This window comes from Methylobacillus methanolivorans, from assembly GCF_054588515.1.
Genome location: NZ_BAAILT010000005.1, coordinates 128002 through 154098 on the forward strand (window position 1 = coordinate 128002; position 26097 = coordinate 154098).

16 protein-coding genes are annotated in these 26097 nt (G+C 55.4%); 8 read left to right on the plus strand and 8 right to left on the minus strand.

The window, feature by feature from the left end; all coding sequences use genetic code 11:
- Positions 1 to 157 precede the first annotated feature (157 nt).
- The 6 genes from LG202_RS13430 to LG202_RS13455 form a co-directional block, all read right to left on the minus strand.
- Positions 158 to 2494: an arylsulfatase gene (locus LG202_RS13430; RefSeq protein ID WP_230348890.1), complete on the minus strand. Its 2337-nt coding sequence runs from the start codon at positions 2492 to 2494 to the stop codon at positions 158 to 160.
- Between the two features lie 27 nt (positions 2495 to 2521).
- Positions 2522 to 4852, minus strand: coding sequence for an arylsulfatase (locus LG202_RS13435; RefSeq protein WP_230348891.1), 2331 nt, complete (start codon positions 4850 to 4852; stop codon positions 2522 to 2524).
- A 36-nt stretch (positions 4853 to 4888) separates the two neighbouring features.
- Positions 4889 to 6106: an anaerobic sulfatase maturase gene (locus tag LG202_RS13440; RefSeq protein WP_230348892.1), complete on the minus strand. Its 1218-nt coding sequence runs from the start codon at positions 6104 to 6106 to the stop codon at positions 4889 to 4891.
- Positions 6103 to 7425, minus strand: coding sequence for an MFS transporter (locus tag LG202_RS13445; RefSeq protein WP_230348893.1), 1323 nt, complete (start codon positions 7423 to 7425; stop codon positions 6103 to 6105). Before LG202_RS13445 ends, LG202_RS13440 begins: the two co-directional genes overlap by 4 nt.
- 27 nt (positions 7426 to 7452) lie before the next feature.
- Complete coding sequence (locus LG202_RS13450) at positions 7453 to 8973, minus strand: amidohydrolase family protein (protein WP_230348894.1); 1521 nt, start codon at positions 8971 to 8973, stop codon at positions 7453 to 7455.
- A 75-nt stretch (positions 8974 to 9048) separates the two neighbouring features.
- Positions 9049 to 11343, minus strand: coding sequence for a TonB-dependent receptor (locus LG202_RS13455; protein WP_230348895.1), 2295 nt, complete (start codon positions 11341 to 11343; stop codon positions 9049 to 9051).
- Between the two features lie 236 nt (positions 11344 to 11579).
- Here LG202_RS13455 and LG202_RS13460 point away from each other — a divergent pair, with 236 nt between their 5' ends.
- On the plus strand, positions 11580 to 12386 hold the full coding sequence (locus LG202_RS13460) for a Crp/Fnr family transcriptional regulator (RefSeq protein ID WP_230348896.1): 807 nt from the start codon (positions 11580 to 11582) through the stop codon (positions 12384 to 12386).
- A gap of 108 nt (positions 12387 to 12494) precedes the next feature.
- Here the strand turns inward: LG202_RS13460 and clpB are convergent, their stop codons facing one another.
- Both clpB and LG202_RS13470 read right to left on the minus strand, forming a co-directional pair.
- Positions 12495 to 15077 carry an ATP-dependent chaperone ClpB gene (gene clpB / locus LG202_RS13465; RefSeq protein ID WP_230348897.1) on the minus strand — a complete coding sequence of 861 codons (2583 nt, stop codon included), beginning with the start codon at positions 15075 to 15077 and terminating at the stop codon, positions 12495 to 12497.
- A 94-nt stretch (positions 15078 to 15171) separates the two neighbouring features.
- Entirely contained in the window at positions 15172 to 15747 is a 576-nt protein-coding gene (locus tag LG202_RS13470; protein WP_230348898.1) for a hypothetical protein, read from the minus strand.
- Positions 15748 to 16074: 327 nt separating this feature from the next.
- Between LG202_RS13470 and LG202_RS13475 the strand changes: the two genes are divergently transcribed.
- The 7 genes from LG202_RS13475 (at position 16075) to LG202_RS13505 (ending at position 26008) form a co-directional block, all read left to right on the plus strand.
- Entirely contained in the window at positions 16075 to 18126 is a 2052-nt protein-coding gene (locus LG202_RS13475; protein ID WP_230348899.1) for a TonB-dependent receptor, read from the plus strand.
- Positions 18127 to 18413: 287 nt separating this feature from the next.
- Entirely contained in the window at positions 18414 to 19718 is a 1305-nt protein-coding gene (locus LG202_RS13480) for an ATP-binding protein (RefSeq protein ID WP_230348900.1), read from the plus strand.
- Positions 19715 to 20266 (plus strand): response regulator transcription factor, encoded by a 552-nt coding sequence (locus tag LG202_RS13485; RefSeq protein WP_230348901.1) that lies wholly within the window; start codon positions 19715 to 19717, stop codon positions 20264 to 20266. The genes LG202_RS13480 and LG202_RS13485 overlap by 4 nt, the downstream gene beginning before the upstream one ends.
- A gap of 321 nt (positions 20267 to 20587) precedes the next feature.
- Positions 20588 to 22954 (plus strand): phosphoenolpyruvate synthase, encoded by a 2367-nt coding sequence (gene ppsA / locus LG202_RS13490; RefSeq protein WP_230348902.1) that lies wholly within the window; start codon positions 20588 to 20590, stop codon positions 22952 to 22954.
- A gap of 27 nt (positions 22955 to 22981) precedes the next feature.
- Positions 22982 to 23794, plus strand: a complete 813-nt coding sequence (gene ppsR, locus LG202_RS13495) for a posphoenolpyruvate synthetase regulatory kinase/phosphorylase PpsR (protein ID WP_230348903.1) — start codon at positions 22982 to 22984, stop codon at positions 23792 to 23794.
- 237 nt (positions 23795 to 24031) lie between these two features.
- Positions 24032 to 25501 carry a catalase gene (locus tag LG202_RS13500; RefSeq protein WP_230348904.1) on the plus strand — a complete coding sequence of 490 codons (1470 nt, stop codon included), beginning with the start codon at positions 24032 to 24034 and terminating at the stop codon, positions 25499 to 25501.
- A 132-nt stretch (positions 25502 to 25633) separates the two neighbouring features.
- Positions 25634 to 26008: a DoxX family protein gene (locus LG202_RS13505; RefSeq protein WP_230348905.1), complete on the plus strand. Its 375-nt coding sequence runs from the start codon at positions 25634 to 25636 to the stop codon at positions 26006 to 26008.
- The last annotated feature ends 89 nt before the right edge of the window (positions 26009 to 26097 follow it).

Here is a 26097-nt window from a genome sequence, read left to right on the forward strand (position 1 = left end):
AGGCCATACTGAACTCTAGGACAGCACAGCCGTTGCCGAATTCCCATCATCCCCAATTTTTATCGCCATCATGGCAGAGCTGCATTTGGAAAAAAGCCAGTTCGCACGGCTAGCGTGCGGACTGGCTCCAGAGGCAGCTCAATGCAGAAACCCGGCCTTAATCGCCCAGCGCCTTGACTGCCGCCTGGCCCTGCGCAATCGCCTGCAACTGCGCCTTGTCGAAGCCCGAGCGCAAATGCACATCCACCTTGCGGATATGACCGCCGGTAAACGGGAAGCCATGTTCGTAATCGCCTACCGGTGAACCGGTATCCACCCCGACATCCAGCCCCTCGCCGCTGATGGAGAAGAGGAAAGGCACGGTCTTGTCTATGCGCCCCTGCGCCACTTCTGCGCCATTGACCAGCAGGCGCGCCAGGCCGCCCTTGCCGAAGCCGCCGCCGTCATAGGTAAATTCCAGCGTCAGCGTCACCTCGCCAGCTGGCAGCGGCTGCTCGGCTGTGATGCGGAAGTGCTCGTGACCATACCAGTTGTAGAGATACACCGGGCGGTTATTCTCCACATACAGGCTCCAGCCGCCGACGATGCCGCCCTGGCAGATCACTACGCCTTCGGCGCCAGTCGCGGCAATCTCAAGATGCGCGGTGATGTCGAAAGAGCGGTTTTTCAGGCTGACGGTAGAAAACTCGTTGAGGCGGATATTGCCTGGGTAGAAAGTGAAATGGTCGCGGTTGTCCGTCAGGCTGGGGCGCGCGGATGCCTGTAGATCCACTCCCAGGCCGTCATTGATCGGGAATACGTTGTTGCGCAACGCCTCCACGTGGAACAAGGCTTGCAGCTCCTTGAGCTTGTCCGGGTATTGCCCGGCCAGGTCGATGCTCTGGCTGAAATCCTCAGCCACGTGGTACAGCTCCCAGGTTGCGGTCTCGGCCCGGCTATTGGCTTCTAGCTTGCCGATTTCCCATGGCAGGCGGCCGCCAAAATAGGCCGCGACCCAGCCATCGTGGTAAATGGCGCGATTACCCACCATCTCGAAATACTGCGTCGTGCGCTGGTCGGGCTTGTCCGCTTGCTCCAGCGAATACAGCATGCTCACGCCGTCCAGGCTATCCTGCGCCGTGCCGTTGACCACCTCCGGCACTGCTATGCCGGCCGCTTCCAGCACGGTGGGGAAAATGTCGATGACGTGATGAAAATGGCTGCGGATGCCGCCCTTGTCCTTGATGGCCTTGGGCCAGGACACCACGGTACCGTTGCGCGTGCCGCCAAAATGGCTGGCGACCTGCTTCATCCACTGGAAGGGCGTATCGAGCGCCCAGGCCCAACCGATGTTGTAGTGGTTCTCGCAGCGCTTGGTGCCGATGTCGTCGATGTGCGCGAGCAGCCATTCCGGGTCCTCGCCGCCGCTGAAGCCGGCAATTTCATTCCAGGCACCGTGGATCGTGCCTTCGCCGCTGGCACCGTTGTCGCCAACGATGTAGACAAACAAGGTGTTCTCCCACTCGCCCAGCTCCTTGATGCTGTCGACCACGCGGCCCACCTGCGCATCGGTATGCGCCAGCATGCCGGCGAAGGCTTCCATCAGGCGGGTAGCCACTGGGCGGTAGCGCTCGGGATAGCTATCCCAGGAAGGGATTTCGTCCGGGCGCGGCGTCAGGCGTGTGCCTGGCGGGATGATGCCCAGCGCAAGCTGGCGCTGGTAGATGTCCTTGCGCAACTGATCCCAGCCCTGGTCGAACTGGCCCTTGAATTTGTCGATCCATTCCTTGGGTGCCTGGTGCGGCGCATGGCAGGAACCGGGGGCAAAGTGGATGAAGAATGGCTTGCCGGGGGCGCTGGCTTTCTGGTTGCGTATCCAGTTGATGGCCTGGTCGGCCAGGTCAACGTCGAGATGGTAATCGGGATTGTCGCGGTATGGCTCTCTTGGCGTGGTCTGGTCGTAGATCGCCGGTTCCCATTGCGAGGTCTGTCCGCCATGAAACCCATAGAAGCGCTCGAAACCCAGGCCGGTAGGCCAGCGGTCAAACGGGCCGGCCGGGCTCAGCTCCCACATCGGCGTCACATGGTTCTTGCCGAACAGGGCCGTGTTGTAGCCATTCTGCCGCAACACTTCGGCCAGGGTGGCGGTGCTGCGCGGGATGACGCTGTCGTAGCCGGGGAAACCCGTCGCCGCCTCGCCCACCGTGCCCATATGCGCACGGTGATGGTTGCGCCCGGTGAGCAGGGCTGCCCGTGTTGGCGAACACAGGGCGGTGGTATGAAACTGGTTGTAGCGCAAACCTTCGCCCGCCAGCGCATCCAGCGTCGGCGTCGGGATCAAGCCGCCGAAAGTGGAGGAGCTGCCGAAACCGACATCATCAAGCAACACGACCACCACGTTGGGAGCCTGCTTGGGCGGATATTGGATCTCCGGCCTGGAAGGGCGGGATTCGCCCACGGTTTCGCCGATCTCGCCGGCAAAAGGTGGTGTTGGTTTAGGTAATACTTTTGACATTTTCTTTCCTTGTTTAAATGATCATCGTCAATCACTGGCGGCTTGCGCCGCTGCCCTGCCACGTTCGACCAAGGCCTGCGTCTCGGCATCGGGGAATGAGCGCAGGTCTACATCGACCTTGTGAATCGTGCCGCTGAAAGGGAAACCGTTTTCATAGGGGCCAACCTGCGCACCAGTATCACGGCCCACATCAAAACCCTCTGCATTCCAGGACATGATGAAAGGCATGGTTTTTTCCACGCGACCTTGTGCGCTCTCCACGCCATTGATGAAAATACGGGCCAGGCCACCCTTGCCGACACCGCCACCGTCGTAGTCAAACACCAGCTTCAATTCAAGCTCACCGGCAGGCAAGGGCGTTTCCGCGGCCACGACATAATGCTCATGGCCAACCCAGTTATAGAGATAGACCGGCTTGTTATCCTTGACATAAAACGTCCAGCCGCCCATGTTGCCACCCTGGCACACGATCACGCCCTCTGCGCCCTGCGCTGGAATATCGAGATAGGCGGTGAGGTCAAAGGAGCGGTTCTTGAAATCGACAACGGCAAATTCCGACAGGCGCACGTTTTCCGGGTAATAGGTCACGCGCGATAGTCCATCCGTCAGGCTGGGCCGCAAATGCAAGGCGCAACGGTCAATCAGCCGGTCATCAAGCGGGAAGACGCGATTCGCCTTGGCTTCCTCGACGAACTTCTGCTGCAGTGCCTTGAGCTTTTCCGGGTAGCGCGCAGCAAGGTCTTCGCTCTGGCTGAAATCGGCAGCCACGTGATACAGCTCCCAGGTCTCGTCGTCACCGAATTCGACCTGACTCAATTTCCATGGCAAACGTCCATGGAAGCAACACGCCATCCAGCCCTCGTGATAGATCGCACGGTTACCAAGCATCTCAAAATACTGGGTCGTGCGCAGGCCGGGATGGTCGTCCTTATCGAAGCTGTAGAGCATGCTGATGCCATCCAGCGGTTCTTGCGGCGTCCCATTGACCACCTCCGGCACCGTGATACCCGCCGCCTCCAGCACCGTCGGAAAGATATCGATGACGTGATGGAACTGGCTGCGAATACCGCCCTTGTTTTTAATACCCTTGGGCCAGGACACCACGGTACCGTTGCGCGTACCGCCAAAATGGCTGGCAATCTGCTTCATCCACTGGAAAGGCGTATCCAGTGCCCAGGCCCAGGCCACATTGAAATGGTTTTCACTATGGCGGGTACCAATCTGATCAATACGCTGCAAAATCCATTCGGGATCTTCCTGCCCCTCGCCACCGGACAGAAATTCTTCGTTCCAGGCACCGTGGATCGTGCCTTCACCACTGGCCCCGTTGTCGCCCACGATATAGATGAACAAGGTGTTGTCCCACTGCCCCAACTCCTTGATGGCATCAACGACACGGCCTACATGCGCATCGGTATGCGCCAACATGCCGGCATAGGCCTCCATCAGGCGCGATGCGACCGGCTTGTAGCGGTCTGGATAACTTTCCCAGTCAGGAATCTCCTCCGGGCGAGGCGTCAGCCGCGTGCCGGGCGGGATGATGCCAAGCTTGAGCTGGCGCTGATAGATTTCCTCGCGCAACTGATCCCAACCCTGATCGAACTGTCCCTTGAACTTGTCTATCCACTCCTTGGGTGCATGGTGCGGCGCGTGGCAAGCGGCAGGTGCCAGGAAGGCAAAAAATGGCTTGTTGGGCGCAGTTGCTTTCTGGTTCTTGATCCAGTGTATGGTCTGGTCTGCCAGGTCTTCATTGAGGTGATAGTCCGGCTTGTCGCGGTAAGGTTCCTTCGGCGAAAACTGGTCAATGATGGGCGGCTCCCACTGGGAAACCTGACCGCCATGAAAACCGTAGAAACGCTCGAAACCCAGGCCTGTTGGCCAGCGGTCAAACGGCCCGGCCGGACTGACTTCCCACATCGGCGTCGTATGATTCTTGCCGAACCAGCCGGTGTTGTAGCCATGCTGACGCAGTACCTCGCCCAGGGTAGCTGCACTCTTGGGCAGAATGCTGTCATAGCCGGGGAAGCCGGTTCCGCCCTCCCCGACGGTCCCCATATGTACGCGGTGATGGTTACGCCCAGTGAGCAAGGCAGCACGGGTCGGCGAACACAGGGCCGTGGTATGAAACTGGTTGTAACGCAGGCCCTCGCCGGCCAGCGCATCCAGTGTCGGCGTCGGCACCGGGCCGCCGAAAGTGGAAGCGCTGCCAAAGCCCACATCATCGAGCAGCACAATGACGACGTTGGGAGCCTGCTTGGGCGGATACTGAATTTCCGGCTTGACTGCGCGTGATTCTTGTATGGTTTCGCGAATCTCACCGGTAAATGGCTGTTCTGGTTTGGGCAAAATTTTTGACATGGTTATTTCCTGGATCTACTGTGGTTCAAAACGAAGTCAGGCCGCCGCCATGATGTCTTCAGCATTCTGCCCCTTGGCCAGCAACTGGGTCATGCGCGTCATTGGGGCGTCGATGTGATTGAAAAACTGCCGGTAGCCGGCACACAGGTAATTGAGACCTGGCTCGCCGTCCGGCGTGTTGATGAAGCGGTTACGCGGGCATTCGCCGTAGCAGGCGAACAGCACCTCGCACTGGCGGCAGTATTGCGGCAGCTTGTCGAGCTTGTCCTGACCGAAGGCCTGCTGCGCTTCGGCGTCCAGCATGGCCTCGAACGTGTCCTCGGCGACGTTGCCTATCTTGTAGCCCGGCTCCACGTAGTGATCGCAGGCGTAGACGTCGCCGTTGTGCTCCATGGCGAGCGAGCTGCCGCAGGTGGGCGAGAAGATGCACATGGAATGCATGCCCAGCCAGTTGCCCAAGGCCGCATCGAAGGTCTGCACGAATACCTGGCCAACATCGCGGCTGACCCACTCATCGAAGATCGCGCTGAGGAACTGGCCAAACGGTTCGGCACGCACCGAGCGCGAGGTCACCAGGTCGCCCTGTTGCAGGTAGATGGGCCTGCGCTTGCCCCAGCCGATTTCCGCCACCGGCAGTAACTGCGGCGTGACGCGCTCGACGATGGGGATGAATTGCAGGTGGCGCGCGCCCAGGGTATCGCGGAAATGCCGGTAGACCTCCAGCGGCTGCTCCATATTGGCGCGATGCACGCAGCAGAGGATATTGGTCTCCACTTCGTGCTTGCACAGCAGCCACCAGGCACGCTCCACCAGTGCATAGGTGCCGCGCCCGCCCTTGTCGACCCGGTAGGCATCGTGCAGGGCCTGCGGCCCGTCCATGCTCAGGCCGACAAGGAAATTGTGCTGCTTGAAAAAACGGCACCATTCGTCATTCAGGGCCACGCCGTTGGTCTGTATGGTGTGGCGCACCTGCTGGCGCGGACGCTTGTGGCGCGCCACCAGTTCCATGGCCAGGCGGTAGAAATCCAGGCCCATCAGGGTAGGCTCGCCGCCCTGCCAGGCAATCTCGACTTCGCGCTCGTGGTTGTCCAGGCGGCGCTGTATGTATTGCTCCAGCAGTTCCGGCGTCATGCGCGGTTTTTTGTCCTCGTAGAGATTGTCCTTGGAGAGGAAGAAACAATAGGTACAATCGATGTTGCAGGCCGCCCCTGCGGGCTTGGCCAGCACATGGTAGGGACCTGCTGCCAGACTCATGCGTGCACCTCGGCCACCGCGGTCCTGTACTCTGCCGTACGCTCGAAATCACGGGTGTAGAAACGCTTGGCCACCAGCAATACTGTCGCTGCCAGTACGCTGCAACTTGTCGTCATGAACAACAAGGCATGGGTCAAGCCATAGGCATCGGACAACAGGCCAGCCAGCCATGGCCCCGGCACCGAGCCAAGCAAGTGCGCAGTGACGATGCAGCACGTTGAGGAAAAGGCCCGCATCTGCGAGGGCACCAGTTCCTGCGTTACTGTCATGACCATGCTGATGATGCTGAAATTGACGAAGGTTGCCAGCATCATCAGGCCCAAACGAGTGCCCAAGCCTTCCACCACGCCGAATACCAGCAGGTAGATCAAGGCAGTGCTTAAAAAAGCAGTGATGGCAAAAGTGAATTTGCTGGCTGGCCTGATCTGGGCCCGGCGATCAAGAAACCAACCGCCCACCGGGCCGGCAATCGCGCTGCACAAAATGATGGCGCTGCTGATATAAGCCGCCTGCTGCAAGGGCACGCCATGCACGCGGTTAAAGAAAGTCGGCATAAAATATTGCAGGGGAATCGCGGACAAGGTCATGGCGGACAAGGCCAGGAACATGATCCACAGCGAAGGTCGATGCAGTACCAGGCGCAGTTTCGCCCAGGCATCGTGCAGCGAAAATACGCGAGCTGCCGGCACTGCCTGCCCGGTATGCAATGATTGGGTGCTGTTCTTGAAATCCTTGCTGAAATACACCAGCCACGCCACCAGCAGGCCCGGCAACGCCAGCAAGCCCAGGGCATAGCGCCAGCCGAAATGACTGGCGATGAAGCCGCCGAGAATCAAGCCGGACAAAGTGCCGACCGACTGGCTGGATAACAGTATGCCCGTGGCCAGTTGCTTGCGCCGGAACGGGAAGGCCGAGGACAACCAGGCCAGGGCGGCAGGCAGATAACCTGCCTCGCCCACGCCCACCAGCGCTCGCGTTACCAGCAAGTGCGGGAAGCTGACGACAAATGCGCCTGCGCCGGAAGCCAGCGACCACAGCCCGCCCATCAACCCCGCGGTTTTGGTACGGCTCCAGTTATCGATGAGGAAGCTGGCAGGAAAGGCGAACAGCACCATGCACATGAACAATGCCGAGCCCAGCATGCCAGATTGCGCATCGCTCAATTGCCAGGTTGCCTTGATTTGCGGAAGCACCGCTGCGATCACCATCCGATCGGCAAAATCGAAGATCATCAGCAGGCAGAACAGGGAAAAGATACGCAGGGTCTTGCTGCGACCTAACAGGTAGTCGTCTTGCGGCGAAGGTAGGCTTGTGCTCATGTGTTTGTCACGTCCAGAATAAAAAACTTATGCGCGTGATTGCGCGTCCTGCTTGGCCAGCTCGACCGCCGTGCCCTTGAAGAAATCCGGGTTGTTGGCGGTGTAGAACTCATAAGGCTTGTCCGACACCATATGGCGGAAATTGGCCTCGGTGATCACGCCTTCTTCCACCAGGCGCCAGGTATCGGCCAGCACCTGTTCGGTGTCGGGCACGTCCCAATGGCCGGAATCCGACGAGTAAAGGACATTGACCTGCGCGTTCAGCGGCGTGGCGCGGGTGTTGAAGGCATTGGATACGGTGCGGTCGTCCGCCTCGTTACCGAAGTAGAAGTTCTTCACCCAGCGGTCGCGGATGTCTTCCACCGAGGTAATGCCTGCCAGGGCGAAATCATCCAGCTCGTCCGGCTTGGGAGAGTGGTCGCCAATTTCCAGCCCGCCGATGTGGCTGATGATTTCCTCGCGGCTGAAGTCGCGTCCGCGTGTGAGGTCAGCGCCATAGCGCAGGAAGAGCTCGTAGTACAAGTCCTTGTCGATGCGTTCGGGGTTGTAGCGATGCACGGTTTCGCTGTTGCGCTTCTGGTAGCGATCGACCAGGTGGGTGAATACGTCGGCACCCCAGGCTGCGCCGCCTTCAAGCAGGGCCACGCGCAATCGCGGAAAGCGGTGCGTCACGCCGCCGAAGAACAGCGCCTTGGCAAATGCCTGCGAAGCATCGGCAAAATGCCCGATGTGGTTGAACATATAGTTGCTGACGGAGGAACGTCCAGACCAGCCCATGGAATGCGTATGCGTGGTCGGGTTGACGCCCAGTTCTATACTCTTGGCCCAGAACGGGTCGTAATCGTGCTCACTGTCCAGGCCGAGAAAATCCAGCCACTGGGTGCGGCCCGCCAGCTCAGGGTAATCCTTGGCCGGGTATTTTTCCGCCAGTGACTTGATCGGGCGGCGGATGGCGCCGGGGATCACTGCGGTTTTAAGGTGCAGCTCCTTGACGGCGAACTCCAGCTCTTCTATGCCTTCCTGCGGAGTATGCAGGGGAATGGCAGCCACCGGCGTCAGACGATCCGCATACGGACGGAAGATATCGGCATGATAGTGATTGAGCGCCCGGCACAGCGACTGGCGCAGGTCGTGGTTGCCGGAATGCTGCGGGAACAACGCCAGGTTGGGATAAACCACGGCAAAGTCGCTGCCCTGCTCCTGCAAGCGTTCGTGCAACAGCGCAGGCAGGCCGGTGGCCGCGAGGTCCAGCGTATTGGCCGCCGGCAAAACCCAATAAGGCGGGCGGAAGGCACGCTGGTTGAGCCGCTCCTGCGGCGACAGCTCGAACCATTTGGCAAAGATGGAACGCCCGCTTTTCACGGATTTGCGGAACTCGTCGACGATATTGACGCCGCCATACTGTGCCACATAATCCTCCAGCAGCGGATTGAATTCGTTGGTGTGCACATCGGTATCAATGACCGGATAGTCCAATTGCGCCCTGACCTTGGCGGAAGCGCTGCTGCCGCGCTGGCGGGACTGAAAAGCATCAGCAATCGTGTTCATGCTTGATTCCTTTTGTAGATGGTAAGCGTGTCCAACATATGGAAAATCGGCAGGCACCAGGCCTGCCGTCACTCGCTAGAAATCGAGTCGGGCAGTGATGCCTACGGTGCGCGGTGCACCTGTGGATGCAATATAACCTCCGCCGAGTGATGGCAGGGCAGTGAGGAAATAGTGCTTGTCCAATGCATTCTTCGCCCAGAGGGAGATGTCCCATTCATGCTTGCCGGTGGTAAATTGCCAGCCGGTAGAGAAATTCAGCAGCCCATAGGAAGGAATACGGGCATAGCGCGATGTATCAATGCTGCCCTCGGCTTCCGAGCGCCAGGAATAATTGACCACCAGGTACTGGTTTACGCTGTCACCCACCAGCCAGTCATAGCGCCCACCGGTATTCACCGTCCAGTCAGGTGCGCCAACCAAAGGCTTGCCAGTGAGGTCGCACACGCTCTTGCCTGCGGCTGCCGCTTCTGCCGAGCAAGGCGCATTGTCGAATGACGTGTAGCGCGCATGGTTATAAGCACCGTTGAGGTTGAACGACAGCCCGCGTACCGGCGCGGTCTTGATATCAAACTCCAGGCCATAGCTTTTGGCATCGCCGGCATTGGTCAGGGTTGCTGTCGCCAGTCCATTGGTATCGAGGATATAACCAGTGGTCTGGTAGTCATAAATCCTGGTCTGGAACAGGTTGACGTTGGCAAACAAGCGCTTCTCGAACCAGGTGCTCTTGACGCCCAGCTCCACATTGCGCGCACGCTCAGGATCGATCTTCAGGCTGTTGGCCCCTGCCGTGCGCCCGGCACCAACGCCGCTGATATTGATCCCGCCTGACTTCTCGCTCTGCGCCACCAAACCATAGCCCATGATATTGGGCGTGAACTGGTAGTTGAGCGATGCCAGTATCGATGGGCTGAAATTGGTGACTTCCAGATTGCCAGAATCCCAGGCTGCTGTGGTTGGCAGGGTCTGGTAAGTGCTTCCTTTCTTGATTTCATAAGTGCCGCGCAAGCCGGTGGTCAAATCCAGGCGCGGGGTTAGGTGCCAGTTGCTCTGGCCAAACAATGAATAGCTATTGGTCGTCGACTCGCCGTAAGTCCTGATTTTCGAAACACCCAATGGGGTACTACCAGGATCGACAAAATAATCACTTTTGATCTTCTGGTAATAGAGATAAGTCCCTACGACATAATCGAAATGCTCGCCCTTGGGCGATGCCAGGCGCAATTCCTGGGAAACCTGGTTGTGATCGACATGGAAGCCTGTGTTCTCGATACGATTGACCGTAGTAAAATCGGCATCGTTGTGTGGATCGAACTGCCAGGTGCGCCAAGCAGTGATCGAGGTGAAATCAAAACCACTGGGCAAGTGCCAGTTGGCCTCGGCCGACAGGCCACCCTGATTGACCTCCACCCGCTGCCTGCTGTCGATATTGACCTTGTACTTCTTGGGGTCGGTAATCAGTGGCTGCCCTCCCCAACCGGCAACCAATTGCTGCCAGGTAGACCCGGTCCTGACCGGGCCGAATCCATAAGGAACCAGGGTACCCTGGGAATCATCCTCGCGGTTGTAATCGGCAATCAGGCGCAGGTCGAAGGTTTCATCGGGCTTGATCAGCAACTGGCCGCGCACACCATCGCGATCAATGCTGTTGAGCCGCTTGCCATTGCTGACGTTCTTGATCCAACCATCGTCATGGGTCTTGGCAAAGGACAAGCGCCCAGCCACGGTATCGCTGATCGGGCCGGAAATGGTAGCCAGGGTTTGATAGTAGCCGCGATTGCCGGCGGAAAATTCCAGGCTCTTCTCCGGGGTGAAGGTCGGTTTCTTGGTGGTGAGGTTGAGCACGCCGCCGGTGGTGTTCTTGCCAAACAAGGTACCTTGAGGGCCGCGAATCAGGTCTACCTGCTCCAGGTCGATCAGGTCGATGGCTAGCATGCCCGGTCGGGCATAGTAGACGTTATCAACATAGATACCAACACTGGCCTCCAGGCCTTCATTGGCGGGGTTGCTGCCGATACCGCGCACGGCAACGCTGGAAACGCGTGCATGCATAAAGGCCGCGTTGGCACTAGGTAAGACTTGTTGCAGATCCTGCACCTGGCTGATCTTGCGATCAGCCAAATCGGCACCGGTGACGCTGGTGAGCGAAGTCGGCACGCTCTGGCCGCTTTCTTCGCGGCGACGCACCGTCACGGTCACGGTGCCCAGGGCCACGCCTTCATCCGCTGCTGCCTCACTGCTCTTGGCAGCAGCATTGTCCGGCTGCGCCTCCTCAGCCACTACCGGCATGGCAGCCAGCAACAAGGCCATCCCCACGCCCATCAAGCTGCCGTGGTTCCCTGCTTGATTCTTCTTTTGTTCTTGCCCAGTCATTCCAGCCCCTTTCACACACGATCCATCAGATCAGGATTTACAATACCGCCTAGTGTATGAACTCAGCCGTCAAAACAATATCAAGATGTTTACAATTTTCTAGACTTATAATTATTATTAATATTCCAAAATAGAATATGAAAAAGAGATAGGATTTAATCCAGACTTAATACACCGGCACCTTCCTGCTTGGTCAGAGGGTGGTAAAATCTGCACAACTTCAGGATCACACCCTCATGAGAAGCCCACATCAGTTCAATATCCATCATGAAATTGAACAACACTCGATTTTTCGGCTGTTCCCGCCCAGGGCACGGGAAGCATTGATCGCCGCCGCCTTCATCAAGCACTACCGGCGTGGACAGAAAGTGATGGATGCCAATGAAGATCCTCCCCACCTGATTATCGTGTTGACCGGTATTATTTTCGTCGAGCTGGCTTACCCTGACGGCAGGAAACTCACCTCCCCCACCTGGGATCAGCATGGTGATATGTTGGCCTTGATCCAGATATTTACCGGCACCCCCATTCCCTGGGATTTCGTCGCCCGCACACAGACCAGCCTGATCCTGATCCCCAAGCAGGTCATCCTGAATATATTGGCTAAATTACCGCAATTGATGGCCCCCTTCATGAATGTGCTGTGCGAACGCCTGCATGGCATGGCAGTGCAAAACAGCCATGCCCTGATCCAGCGCCCCAGGGAAAGGCTGATTCATCTGCTGCTCAACCTGGCAGAGCGTTATGGCAGCATCACGGCAGAAGGCACACTGATAGACCTGCGGATTTCCCAGGATGAAATGAGCTTCATGCTTTCGCTCTCACGCCAGAGCATCAACAAGGAGTTGAAAGGCCTCTCGGAACAAGGACTCATCCAGCATGCCTACGGCACCATCACCATCTTGCAGATAGAAGCATTGAAAACGCTGGTACAGAAAATTCCGTACCCGCTCATGCAACAAAGTGGGCTGGGAAAATCCACCCCGCTACTGCAGGCTGCGGGCATCGAGATTCCTGTATTGCCGCAAGCATTTAACCCGTAAATATCTTAATCGCAAGCACGGTTGCCTCACCGTAGAAATGACACTGGCTGCTAGAGCAGCCAGTGTTGTCGTGAAGCATGGGCAAGGGCTGTCATGCCCTTGCCTGACTTAGGCCTTGCTGAACAGCATGCGCCCGCCCTTGAAATCCACGTGCACGGTATCCTTCGCAGCAAAGTTGCCGTTGAGGATTTCCTTGGCGAGTGGATTCTCGATCTCGGACTGGATGGCACGCTTGAGTGGCCTCGCGCCATACACCGGGTCGAAACCAGCACTGGCAATTTCAGCCAGGGCAGCATCGCTCACATCCAGCTGCATCTCCAGAGCAACCAGGCGCTTGGCAAGGTTCTGCAACTGGATGCTGGCAATCGATTTCACATGTGATTCGCCCAGTGCATGGAACACCACAACCTCGTCAATACGGTTGACGAATTCCGGTCTAAAGTTAGCCTTCACTTCGCCCATGACAGCCAGTTTCACAACCTGGTAGTCATCACCACTCATGTTCTGGATCATTTGCGAACCCAGGTTAGAGGTCATGATAATCACCGTATTCTTGAAATCGACAGTACGACCTTGTCCATCCGTCAGGCGGCCATCGTCCAGCACTTGCAACAGCACATTGAACACATCCGGGTGGGCCTTTTCCACCTCATCCAGCAAAATCACCGAATAAGGCTTGCGGCGTACAGCCTCGGTCAGGTAACCACCTTCCTCATAACCCACATAGCCAGGAGGTGCGCCAATCAGGCGCGCCACGGAATGCTTTTCCATGAACTCGCTCATGTCGATACGGATCAGATGGTCTTCCGAATCAAACAGGAAGCCCGCCAATGCCTTGGTAAGCTCCGTCTTGCCGACGCCAGTAGGCCCAAGGAACAAGAAAGAGCCATAAGGTTTATTCGGATCGGACAGCCCAGAGCGTGAACGACGGATCGCATCGCTGACTAAGCGAACTGCTTCATCCTGCCCCACCACACGCTCGTGCAACTTGTCTTCCATGTGCAGTAGTTTATCGCGCTCGCCTTGCAGCATTTTGGAGACAGGGATGCCTGTTGCACGCGAGACCACCTCGGCGATCTCTTCTGCACCAACTTGCGTACGCAGCAAGCGGTGTGGCTTTTGCTCGCCCTCTTCCGCACTGGCAGCCTGCTTAAGTTGGGTTTCAAGCTGCGGCAGCTTGCCATATTGCAACTCAGAGACCTTCTGCCATTCACCCTTGCGCGTGGCTTCCTCGATTTGCAGCCTGACCTTCTCGATTTCCTCTTTTAAATGCTTGCTACCTTGAACCTGGGCTTTTTCTGCCTTCCAGATTTCTTCAAGATCGGCATATTCTTTTTCCAGGCGACGGATTTCGTCCTCAATCAACGACAAGCGTTTTTGCGAAGCCTCATCCTTTTCGCGATGCACAGCTTCACGCTCAATCTTGAGTTGAATCAGGCGGCGCTCCAGCTTATCCAGTGCCTCCGGCTTGGAATCAATTTCCATCTTGATGCGCGAAGCAGCTTCGTCGATCAGGTCGATGGCCTTGTCCGGCAGGAAACGGTCAGTAATGTAGCGATGACTCAATTCGGCAGCAGCCACGATCGCAGGATCAGTGATCTCCACGCCATGGTGCACTTCATACTTTTCCTGCAGGCCGCGCAGGATGGCGATGGTTGCCTCAACTGAAGGCTCGTCCACCAGCACCTTCTGGAAGCGGCGCTCCAGCGCAGCATCCTTCTCAATGTACTTGCGGTATTCATCCAATGTAGTTGCGCCCACGCAGTGCAGCTCACCACGCGCCAACGCTGGCTTGAGCATATTGCCCGCATCCATGGCGCCTTCCGCCTTGCCTGCACCCACCATCGTATGGATTTCGTCAATAAAGACGATGGTCTGGCCTTCATCCTGCGCCAGCTCCTTCAATACCGCCTGCAAGCGCTCCTCGAACTCGCCACGGTACTTGGCACCCGCCAGCAGGCCCGCCATATCGAGCACCAGCACTCGCTTGTTCTTGAGCGTTTCTGGCACTTCGCCATTAACGATACGCTGGGCCAAGCCTTCAACAATGGCGGTCTTGCCCACGCCGGGTTCGCCGATCAATACCGGGTTGTTCTTGGTGCGACGCTGCAATACCTGAATGGCACGCCGGATCTCATCATCACGCCCGATGACGGGATCCAGCTTGCCGTGACGGGCACGCCCGGTGAGATCTACCGTGAACTTCTTCAAGGCCTCGCGATTGCCCTCAGCCTCCTGGCTATTGACGTTATCAGTGCCACGTACAGCATTCACGGCTTGCTCAAGTGCGGGCTTGGTCAAGCCATGGGTTTTCAGCAGGCGACCGGTATCACCCTTGTCATCCGCCAGGGCGAGGAGGAACATTTCGCTCGCGATATAAGCATCATTCCGCTTCTGGGCGTTACGGTCAGTGACATTCAGGAGGTTATTGAGCTCACGGGAAATAGAGACTTCACCGCCGTTACCTTGCACCTTGGGCAGCTTGTCAATCGCAGCTTGCAAGCCAGCTTTCAGTGGGGCGAGGTTGGCACCTGCACGTGCCAATAACGATGCCGTACCGCCATCATCCTGGCCCAATAGTGCCAAAAGCAAATGTGATGCTTCTATATTCGGGTTGTCATTGCCGACGGCAATACTTTGAGCATCGGCTAATGCTTGTTGAAACTTGGTAGTCAGTTTGTCGAAACGCATGCTTGCCTTCCTTCAATATGTAAGTTGCTTGACTACTAAGTGGTGGCCATCTAGGTGAATTCAAGCACCAACAGCAACTAAATCCTACATTCTGCTAGCGCTGCTTGTTCCAGGTGCGGCCCTCATCGTCAGACATCATTTGATGCAATAATGAAGAGCCATCATTGCGAATCTCCAGCCAATTGAGGTTGACCTGTGTATTGAGCGATGTCAGCTCGATATAACTGACATCATCGGTGGACATACGCTTGGGCGGTGAGGATACCCAGGCCGCACCATCCATGCGTGCGTAATACACCCCCTTATTCATACGCATCCAGACCAAGTGCCAACCCCATTGCCCGCCCTTGACGATGGCGAGCAAAGGAAAGTGGCAACCCAGACTGCGACTACCGCCATAGGTCACGCGACGAATCCCTTGCAGGCGGCCCTCGAGTGAGGTCGCCATCACCAAGTCACGCGTACCGTCATTAAATGTGTGTTGCCAGAAAAATACCGGCTGATCGTTGCTGTCTCGCGTAGCGGCCACCCGGCAATTGCTAGGGATACGTTCTGCCAACTGGCGTAGCTTGATATCGTCCTCCTGATTGACGACATCGCGACCAACTTCGGCCGCCAGAGCTGAGCAACTGAGTAATACCCCGATAATTCCAATAATCTGTTGTTTCATGTTTCATTGACTCATGTAGAGCATGACGCAAATGGTATAGGTGCGACAATCTGCCGCACGCTTAGCAAATCGTTTTGTTGTTATTATCCGCGCCTGGTTGCTGGTAGGCAAAAAAACACAAAGAACTCATTGGCACAGCTTTTATAGAGATGAATACACACGCTGACCATCTCTACCTATGCAACTGACAAGACATTACCCGACCAGCTTTAAACCAGACGGCAAGTATATGCTTTTCTTGCGTAAACCGGCAGGCTTCATGGTAGTTGCCTCATGACCAACATATGCAATATCGTTTATAAAATTAGCCGCATCAGGAGCATCTTCATGCCTTATCGTTACCGCGCTATTGTGCTGTTGATCATGACAGCCTGTAGCCAGCGAGCTGTTGCTGACCATGTCGCAACAACAGCAAATGAGCAAGATTCGACCATGACAATTGGTGGCATCGTTGTCACTGGCAACCGCTCCTCCAGCCTACCTGCACGTAGCATCCTTTCCTCCGTGGACGTGATTGGCAAGGACGCTATTGAAAACCAGACCGTACAAAATAGTTGGCAGCTGTTCTCCCGCGCACCTGGCGTTATGCTGACCGAGTACCGCATGGGGACCTCGACAGGAAAATTTTCATTCCGTGGCTTCAATGGCGAGGGCGAGATCAATGCCGTTAAGTTATTGATCGACGGCATCCCCAGCAACAGCAACGATGGCAACATGCCGTACCTCGACATGATCATGCCACTTGATATCGAGGCTATCGAAGTAGTGCGTGGTACCAATGATCCACGTTACGGCCTGCATAACATTGCTGGCAATGCCAATGTTGTGACCCGTATCGGCGGCAACTATACGACAGCACGTGCCAGCTATGGCAGCTTCAACACACGTGAATTGCAAACAGCCATGGGCATTGAGAAAGACGGCTTCAGCCAGAATTATTTTGCCGCAGTGCAGGAATACGATGGTTATCGCGCCCACTCTGATTCCCGCAAGCACTCAGTAGCTGGCAAATGGTTTTACGACTCCAGTGACGGGCGCTTGCGCACCGGCTTGATCGCCCGTCATTACCGACAGGATGCACAGGAGGCTGGCTACCTCACCTACGATCAGGCACGCGCCCACCCCCGTCAATCCATGCCGCACAACAGCACAGATGGTGGCGAACGTGAGCTCAACCAGCTCAGCCTGCACCTTGACTGGAGCATCAATGAGCGCTGGTTTCTTTCCAACAAGGCCTACCTCAACACCATGGATGATCAGCGCTGGGTGCGCTTTTCCATCATGAACCCCAATCAGCAGGAGCGTCTACTCAGGGAAAACCATACCGGGCTACTCTCCACCCTGACGTGGAGACCAAATGTCGAGCATCTGGGCCTGCATAGCCTAGCGATTGAAAGTGGCCTGAGTGCCGAATGGCAGAACAACGAGAACTACCGATACACGACGAATGCACGTCAGCGACTCAGCGCAACACGCAACCAGCACTATGCCTTCGATACCTATGGTGTTTACTTGCAAGCCGTCATCCGCCCGACAGCGAAGCTCAAGATCGTGCCCGCCTATCGTGTAGATCGCGTAGAGGGGGATTTCAGAAATATCCTCACGGGCACCACGGCAGATATCCAAGACTATGGCGCGATCCGCCAACCCAAGCTCAGCGCGGTATATAACTTTTCAGAACATTACAGCGCCTATGGTAATTGGGGGCGCAGCTTCCAGGTGGGCATAGGGGCAGCGACTTATAAAACCAACCCGCTCGCCCCCGACCTCAAGCCCTCGATCAATGAGGGTTGGGAACTGGGCCTGAAGTTCCAGCCGACTAATTGGATAGATGGACGCATTGCCGCCTGGGAACAAAAAGCCAACAATGAAGCTCGCCGCATCTTGGGCAGCGCCAGCAACGACTCTGAAAACATCGGCGAGACCTTGCGGCAAGGGATAGATTTCCAGGCTAACCTGCGTCCAACTGAAAAACTGGATATTTGGGCCAATCTCTCGGTGCAACGCTCCGAGATCACCAAGCCCGGGAATACCGAGCTTTCCAACAAAGGGAACGAGATTGATCATGTGCCCCGGCAGATTTATGGCCTGGGCGCAGATTACCGCCTATTGTCCACGCTCAAGCTTTCAGCCTGGGGCAATGGCCAAGGCGACTATTATCTTGAGCGTTCCAACACTTGGGGAAAATATGGCGGTTATTTCCTGCTCAACCTCAGCGCAGCCTGGCAAGTGCAGAAAAACATCAGCCTGGAGTTGCAAGTACGTAATCTAATGGATCGTTACTATGAATATGCATATTACGATACTGAGTACGCGCAAACCCTGCACTCTCCTGGCGAAGGTCGCGGCGTATATGCCTCGCTCCGGTTGGATATCTGACAGCGATAGCTGCTCATCAACCTCAAAGGGATAGATGGCAACTTCACTAGGATTAAAAACAAAGAAAAAGGCTGGGTACCAGCAAGTACCCAGCCCCTGAAAAAAGTCCATAGACCTTTAGATGAGGAATCCTTAATCGGATAAGGGAAATATAAATGCTGTCCTCCAGCCTGTGAATGCGACACGTTGTCGCAGCCCCCAGCCCCTCTTACTCCGACATAGCGATGATACATACGTGACATTTTGTCACATGCCCTGCCTGATCATGTCTAGGTTAACATTACGCCATGTCTTCCCTTGCCTTTACCACTAATCTGCGTCGGTTGTTGTGGCTACGTGTAGTCATGATGACCGCGCTGGTTATGGCTAGTATTGTCGCCACTCAGGTATTTGATATCGTGCTCCCCACGCTCAAGGTCGTCAGCGCTATTAGCTTGATGCTGGTCGTCAACCTCATCAGTTGGTTGAGACTGTGGCGCCAGGCCCGCATCCATGAACTGGAGTTGCTGACGCAGCTATTGCTCGACATCACCCTGCTCACATGGCTCTTTTACGCCACGGGAGGCTATAGCAACCCTTTTGTCTGGATGTACTTACTACCTCTTTCAGTTGCCGCCGTGGCACTCCCTTGGCGTTACACTTGGCTGATTGCCGCACTAGTCATCACAGCTTATAGCTTGCTCATGTTCTGGTACGAACCGTTGACCATCCACAGCCATATGCAGCATGGCGCGCCATATCACGAGCATGATGAAGGCTTCAGCCTGCATTTGCTCGGCATGTGGGGGGGCTTTGTCGTCAGTGCCATCGTCATTGCGTTTTTCGTCGAGCGCATGGGGCGCAACCTGAGGGAATATGACAAACTACTTGCAGAATCACGGGAAAAAGTACTCGCCAGCGAGCGCATGCTAGCGCTTGGCACACTAGCAACAGGGGCCGCTCACGAGCTAGGCACGCCACTTTCCACCATGGCAGTCCTTACTCAGGAGTTAGTGCAGGAGCATCAGCACGATAAGGAGCTGACAAGCTCACTCACGCTGTTGCGCAAGCAAGTTGACCGCTGCAAGGAAATACTTTCCTCCATTACTGCATCGGCAGGCATGATACGTTCCGATGCTAGCAGCGCAATGCCTGCGCATGCATTTATCCAATACGTCGCAGAGCGCTGGCAAGATATGCGTCCCGCCACCCCGCTCGCGATGGATATACAGCTCCCGTCACCTTCTCCCGTCATCGTCGCCGACCTGGCACTAGGCCAGGCTATCAGCAACTTGATCAATAATGCAGCCGATGCCTCGCCAGAGGGAATTAGCCTGGTGGCCAAGATAGCCCAAGACAACCTGGTGATTGATATTGATGACCAAGGGCAATTCCCTGGCGCGGACCACCCTGCCTTGCTGGGAAAACCCTTCAACAGCAGCAAGCAAGCCGCGGGCGGATTAGGGCTGGGTATCTTTCTGGCCAAGTCCGTGCTGGAAAAATTTGATGGCGAAGTCACCTTTACCCCGCGGGAGACGCAAGGCACGCTTACCCAAATACGTATCCCACTGAAGAAACTACAATTAAAACTGCCATCGACACCAGCACCATGACACAAGCACCCTTACCTGACCAACCGACGATGCTACTGGTGGACGATGATGAAGTCTTTACCCAGGTGCTGGAAAAAGCCATGCATAAACGCGGCTTTCTTGTGCAAGTCGCCCACAATGTTGCAGAAGCCATCTGCATGTATGTGGACGAAAGTCCCGAATATGCCGTGATTGACTTGCGCATGCCCGGAGACTCCGGGCTGGCATTGGTCAAACACCTGCATCAACTGGATAACCAGACGCGCATCGTAGTACTCACTGGTTATGCCAGCATTGCCACCGCCGTAGAGGCCGTCAAGCTGGGAGCCACGCACTATCTTGCAAAGCCTGCAGATGCCGACCAGATTTTAGCCGCTTTCGAGCGCGTCGAAGGAGACATCAACGCCCCAGTGCCCAGCAACGCGCTTTCCGTCAATCGTATGGAGTGGGAACACATCCAGCGCGTGCTACAAGAACACGATGGCAATATCTCTGCCACGGCGCGTAGCCTGAATATGCACAGGCGCACACTGCAACGGAAACTGAACAAGCATCCTGCCAAGAAGTAAGCGCTGTCATATTTAAGATGATGGATAACAATCAGTGCCTAGCCCATTTGGACTAGTGCCTTGCCTATCCGAACTGACGACTCAGCGTTTACAATCTAATATTATTGCGTTTTCAAGGTGATTTTTTGGTGTCACCGCACAGTGACAGGTGACACCAAAGCCCAGAATAAGGCAAAATATTGGTTTTCTTATCTGCATCCCCTTAAAATCTTTAGCTTTTTTAGTATCCCGATCCCCAAGCAGCTCAACAGCTCAGTGGAAAGCCATACTGAAACAAAAACTTACGTGCGCCCAGCGCCATGTAATTGATGGAGAGTAAACATGTTGGATTACGTAATCGCCTTTGACAAACTGCGCATCACCGATGTGCCAGCAGTTGGCGGCAAGAATGCCTCTTTGGGCGAAATGATCAGCCAGCTCACTGCAAAAGGCGTACGAGTGCCAGGTGGTTTTGCCACAACAGCCCACGCTTATCGCGAATTCTTGGCAAAAGATGGCCTGGATAAGCGCATCAATGCAGAGCTGGACAAGCTGGACGTTGATGATGTTGATGCATTGGCTACCACCGGCGAGAAAATCCGCCAGTGGATCGTGGACACTCCGTTCCCCAAGGAGCTGCAAGACGCCATTGCAGAACATTACAAGACACTGACCGCCGATTCTGGCGACGACATGACATTTGCCGTACGCTCTTCAGCCACTGCAGAAGACTTGCCTGATGCCTCCTTTGCAGGCCAACAGGAAAGCTTCCTCAATATCCACGGCCTGGACAACATCCTGCATGCCATCAAGGAAGTATTTGCTTCCCTCTACAATGACCGTGCTATTTCCTATCGCGTTCACAAGGGCTTCGTTCATGCGGATGTCGCCTTGTCTGCTGGCGTGCAGCGTATGGTACGCAGCAATCTGGGGAGCTCTGGCGTCATGTTCACCATGGACACCGAGTCTGGTTTCCCAGATGTTGTGTTCATCACTTCATCCTACGGCCTCGGTGAAACCGTGGTCCAAGGTGCGGTAAACCCCGATGAGTTCTATGTGCACAAGCCATTGCTCGCCAAGGGCTTCCCTGCCATTGTGCGTCGCAACCTTGGCTCCAAGCTGATCAAGATGGTATTCAGCGACAGCAATGTCGCCGGCAAGAGTACCCACACGGTAGAAAACAGTAAGGAAGAAAGTGCCCGCTACTCCATCGCTGATGAAGAAATCCTCGAACTCGCCCGTTTTGCCGTATTGATTGAAGAGCACTACAAGTGTCCAATGGACGTAGAGTGGGGCCGTGATGGCGTAGATGGCAAGCTCTACATTTTGCAAGCGCGCCCGGAGACTGTGAAGTCCCAAAGCGGCAACGTTGTTGAGAAGTTCCAGATCAACAGCAGCGGCAACACCGCGATCATCACTGGTCGTGCCGTGACGCAAAAAGTAGGCTCTGGCCCGGTTCGCGTGGTCAAGCATGCTTCTGAAATGAACACCGTACAACCTGGTGACGTACTAGTTGCCGACATGACAGACCCGAACTGGGAACCCGTCATGAAGCGCGCATCTGCACTGGTGACCAACCGTGGTGGTCGTACCTGCCACGCAGCAATCATTGCGCGTGAACTGGGCATCCCTGCGATTGTTGGCAGCGTGAATGCAACTGATCTGCTGGAAGACGGCCAGATCGTCACCGTTTCCTGTGCAGAAGGTGAAACCGGTTACGTGTATACCGGCGCGATTCCATTCACCGTGACCCAGGAAGAAAAGGCAAAACTGCCACCTGCACCGGTCAAGGTCATGATGAACGTTGGCAATCCCGACATGGCGTTCAGCTTTGCACAAATCCCGAACGATGGTGTTGGCCTGGCCCGCCTGGAATTCGTGATCAACAACATGATCGGCATCCACCCCAAGGCCATCCTGAACCTGGATAGCGTACCTGCCGAACTGCAAGAAGATATCAAGCGCCGCGCTCAGGGCTATGACAGCCCACGCCAGTTCTATATCGACAAGCTGGCAGAAGGTGTCGCCACCATTGGTGCAGCATTCTGGCCCAAGCCAGTCATTGCGCGTATGTCCGACTTCAAGTCGAACGAATACCGCAAGCTGATTGGCGGCGAAATCTACGAGCCAGAAGAAGAAAACCCAATGCTGGGCTTCCGTGGCGCAACACGCTACATATCACCAGATTTCGAAGACTGCTTCGAGCTGGAGTGCATCGCTATGCGCAAAGTACGTGAGCAACTCGGCCTCACCAATATTGAATTGATGATTCCATTTGTCCGTACGCTGGATGAAGCACGCAAAGTGGTCGAGATTCTCGCCAAGCACGGCCTCAAGCGTGGTGAGCATGGCTTGCGCCTGATCATGATGTGCGAAATTCCTTCCAACGCCTTGTTGGCTGAGCAGTTCCTGGAATACTTCGATGGCTTCTCCATCGGCTCCAACGACCTGACACAGCTCTCGCTGGGTATGGACCGTGACTCTGGCCTCGTTGCAGCAGGCTTTGATGAGCGCGACCCTGCGGTCAAGGTATTGCTGGAAATGGCGATCAGCACAGCTAACCGCCTGGGCAAATACGTTGGTATTTGCGGTCAAGGGCCTTCCGATCACCCAGATTTCGCGGAGTGGTTGGTAGAAAAGGGCATCAAATCTGTCTCGCTCAACCCTGATACCGTGATCAATACCTGGCAACGTATCAGCAAGAAGTAATTCATCAGGCTAAAGGGATAGCGCGCCATGCAACAACGTAGTGTATTTTTCATTTCCGACGGTACCGGGATTACTGCCGAATCCGTCGGGCATTTGCTGGCGCACTTCCCGACGGTGAGTTTCAAGCATATCCGCCTGCCTTTCACCAACTCTGAGCAGAAGGTGGAAGAGGCATTGGTGAAGATTGCCGATACGGAAAAAGCCGATGGTGCACGTCCTATCATCGTGATGACCCTCGTCAATACCGATCTGCGCGACAAGCTCAAGCAAAGCAATGCCGTGCACCTGGATGTGTTTGGATCATTCGTCGATCCATTGGCAGAAGAGTTGCAAGAGCAACCCTCGCGCACCTCGGGCATTGCCCACAGCGTGCTGGGTAACAGCTATTACGAGCGTATTGATGCCATCAACTTTACGCTCAATCACGATGACGGCATGACCGATTTCGGCCTGAGCGAGGCACAAGTCATTCTGGTTGGCGTATCCCGTTGTGGCAAGACACCCACCAGCCTATACCTGGCCATGCAGTTCGGCATCAAGGCCGCCAACTACCCGCTCATCCCGGAAGATCTAGAGCGTGGCACCTTGCCCGAAGCCTTGAAGAAATATCCAGAAAAGCTCTATGGCCTCTCGATCAACCCAGAGCGCCTGCACAGCGTGCGTAGTGAGCGTCGCCCTGATAGCCACTATGCATCACTGGACAACTGCCGCCAGGAAATCCGCCTGGCTGAAGACCTGATGCAGCGTGAAGGTATCAACTGGATCGACTCTACCAGTCGTTCAATTGAGGAGCTATCCACCATCATCCTGCAAAAAATCCGAGTAAACCCCCATCAATAAGGTAGCTAGGGCATACAGAAAAAAGGAGCTTATGGCTCCTTTTTTATTGCACTTCTCTGCATAAATCAATTAATTATTCTTATCAACAAAATAGAAACAATCAATTTTTAGTACATGAACGTCATAGGTAAGATGGTTGTCATCCAAGAGGCGCTGTTTTATAAGAGTACTGTGGTATGAATAAAACATTGCCCGAGATAAATAAACAATATACAGCCACCAACCCAGGAGAAAGTCATGAGCACCTTGACCACGTCAGCAGGAGCCCCGGTTCCAGACGATAACAACAGCATTAGTGTTGGTCCACGCGGCCCTCTCACGTTCGATAACCACTACCTGTTCGAGAAGCTTGCCCATTTCAACCGTGAACGTATCCCCGAGCGTGTAGTTCATGCGCGTGGTACAGGCGCCTATGGCACATTCACACTAACCAAGAGTTTGAGTGATCGCACGATAGCGAGCTTTTTGCAGCAGGTAGGTGATAAAACCGAGGTATTCGTACGCTTCTCCACAGTAGGTGGTGGTCAGGACTCCAGTGACTTTGCCCGCGACCCCAGGGGATTTGCCATCAAGTTTTATACGCGCGAAGGCAATTTTGATCTCGTCGGCAATAACACCCCGGTGTTCTTCCTCAACGACCCAATCAAGTTCCCGGACTTTATTCACTCGCAGAAAAAAGACCCGCAAACCAACCTGCCCAATCCCGCTAACGCTTATGAATTCTGGGCCAACCACCCACAATCCTTGCACCAGATGACCATCCTCATGTCTGATCGCGGCATTCCTGCATCTTACCGCCACATGCATGGCTTTAGCTCGCATACACTCAGCTTCTGGAATGACAAGGGCGAACGCGTATGGGTCAAGTGGCACATCAAGAGCAACCAAGGCATCAAGACCGTAACAGCAGATGAGGCGGCCAAGTTGCCCACACATGGCACACAACAAGACCTGGTGGAAGCGATTGCCAGGGGCGAATTCCCCTCTTGGACTGTCAAGGTGCAAATCATGACGGAAGCTGAGGCCCGCACTTATAAGATCAACCCGTTCGACCTCACCAAGGTCTGGCCGCATAGCGACTACCCCTTGATCGAGATTGGCCAACTTGAGTTGAACCGCAATGTCGACAACTACTTTGCCGAAACCGAACAATCGGCATTTGCGCCCAGCAACCTGGTGCCAGGCATTGGTGCCTCGCCAGACAAAATGTTGCAGGCACGCTTGCTAGCCTACCAAGATGCACACCGCTACCGTGTTGGGGTCAATGCCAACCAACTGCCCGTCAATGCCGCACGCTGCCCAGTACACCATTACCAACGTGACGGCGCCATGGCCGCAGGTTGCCCGGTGACAGGCCATGGTGCATCCGCCAACAGCCTTCACCAAACACCTAACTTCTATCCCAATGACAGAGCAGGCGTGTCGCCAGCCCCAGCCGCCCATTATGCTCAACCAGCCCTTCCCGTGCTGGAGGATGCATGGATTAGCTATCACGATCAATCGGATGAAGACTACTTCAGCCAGCCAGGTGCCTTGTTCCGCCTGATGGATGCAGAGCAAAAACAGCAATTGGTTAACAATATTGCCGCTGGGTTATCGCAGGCGAATGCCTCTATCCAGGAGCGTATCTTGGCGCAATTCCACCGGGCAGACCCAGCTTATGCATCAGGCGTGAAAGCTGCGCTGGAGGCCATCGCCAAGGCATAAGCGGCATCTCAGGTGGTATAGATGTGTGCGTCAGCATGGCATCCACGGCAAAATTGTTTTATGGTGGAGCTTGGCGGCAGGTGATATTGATCTGTCGCCAACTATTCCAAATATGAAGCCGAGGAGAAATGAATGAACCAGTATGCACATGTCGTTGGACGTATCCTGCTTGCCATCATTTTCATTGTTGCAGGCGCAGGTAAAATTGCTGATCAGGCTGGCACTATCGCTTATATGGAGTCTGCCGGAATACCAGGCATCCTGTTATGGCCCACCATTGCACTTGAGCTTCTTGGTGGTATTGCCATCGTCATTGGCTTCCAGACACGACTGGTTGCCTGGGCGCTCGCGATTTTCTGTATCGCAGCTGCCTTCCTGTTTCACTTCGATCTCAAAGATTCAATGCAAACTATTCTGTTCCTCAAGGATCTAGCCATGGCTGGCGGCTTCCTGATCCTGGCAAGCTCTAGCGCACTGTGGTTTGCGGTCGATAACCGTCGCAGCTAATCTCAACACCACTTTAACCCATACCCCAACTGGCCTATCCAGGCCAGTTGGTGATTTTATTATTCATTTTCCAGGAATTGTGAAATGAA

Coding starts and splice junctions, on each gene's coding strand:
- LG202_RS13430 (WP_230348890.1), bottom strand. CDS start 2,494: ATGTCAAAAGTATTACCTAAACCAACACCACCTTTTGCCGGCGAGATC.
- LG202_RS13435 (WP_230348891.1), bottom strand. CDS start 4,852: ATGTCAAAAATTTTGCCCAAACCAGAACAGCCATTTACCGGTGAGATT.
- LG202_RS13440 (WP_230348892.1), bottom strand. CDS start 6,106: ATGAGTCTGGCAGCAGGTCCCTACCATGTGCTGGCCAAGCCCGCAGGG.
- LG202_RS13445 (WP_230348893.1), bottom strand. CDS start 7,425: ATGAGCACAAGCCTACCTTCGCCGCAAGACGACTACCTGTTAGGTCGC.
- LG202_RS13450 (WP_230348894.1), bottom strand. CDS start 8,973: ATGAACACGATTGCTGATGCTTTTCAGTCCCGCCAGCGCGGCAGCAGC.
- LG202_RS13455 (WP_230348895.1), bottom strand. CDS start 11,343: ATGACTGGGCAAGAACAAAAGAAGAATCAAGCAGGGAACCACGGCAGC.
- LG202_RS13460 (WP_230348896.1), top strand. CDS start 11,580: ATGAGAAGCCCACATCAGTTCAATATCCATCATGAAATTGAACAACAC.
- clpB (WP_230348897.1), bottom strand. CDS start 15,077: ATGCGTTTCGACAAACTGACTACCAAGTTTCAACAAGCATTAGCCGAT.
- LG202_RS13470 (WP_230348898.1), bottom strand. CDS start 15,747: ATGAAACAACAGATTATTGGAATTATCGGGGTATTACTCAGTTGCTCA.
- LG202_RS13475 (WP_230348899.1), top strand. CDS start 16,075: ATGCCTTATCGTTACCGCGCTATTGTGCTGTTGATCATGACAGCCTGT.
- LG202_RS13480 (WP_230348900.1), top strand. CDS start 18,414: ATGTCTTCCCTTGCCTTTACCACTAATCTGCGTCGGTTGTTGTGGCTA.
- LG202_RS13485 (WP_230348901.1), top strand. CDS start 19,715: ATGACACAAGCACCCTTACCTGACCAACCGACGATGCTACTGGTGGAC.
- ppsA (WP_230348902.1), top strand. CDS start 20,588: ATGTTGGATTACGTAATCGCCTTTGACAAACTGCGCATCACCGATGTG.
- ppsR (WP_230348903.1), top strand. CDS start 22,982: ATGCAACAACGTAGTGTATTTTTCATTTCCGACGGTACCGGGATTACT.
- LG202_RS13500 (WP_230348904.1), top strand. CDS start 24,032: ATGAGCACCTTGACCACGTCAGCAGGAGCCCCGGTTCCAGACGATAAC.
- LG202_RS13505 (WP_230348905.1), top strand. CDS start 25,634: ATGAACCAGTATGCACATGTCGTTGGACGTATCCTGCTTGCCATCATT.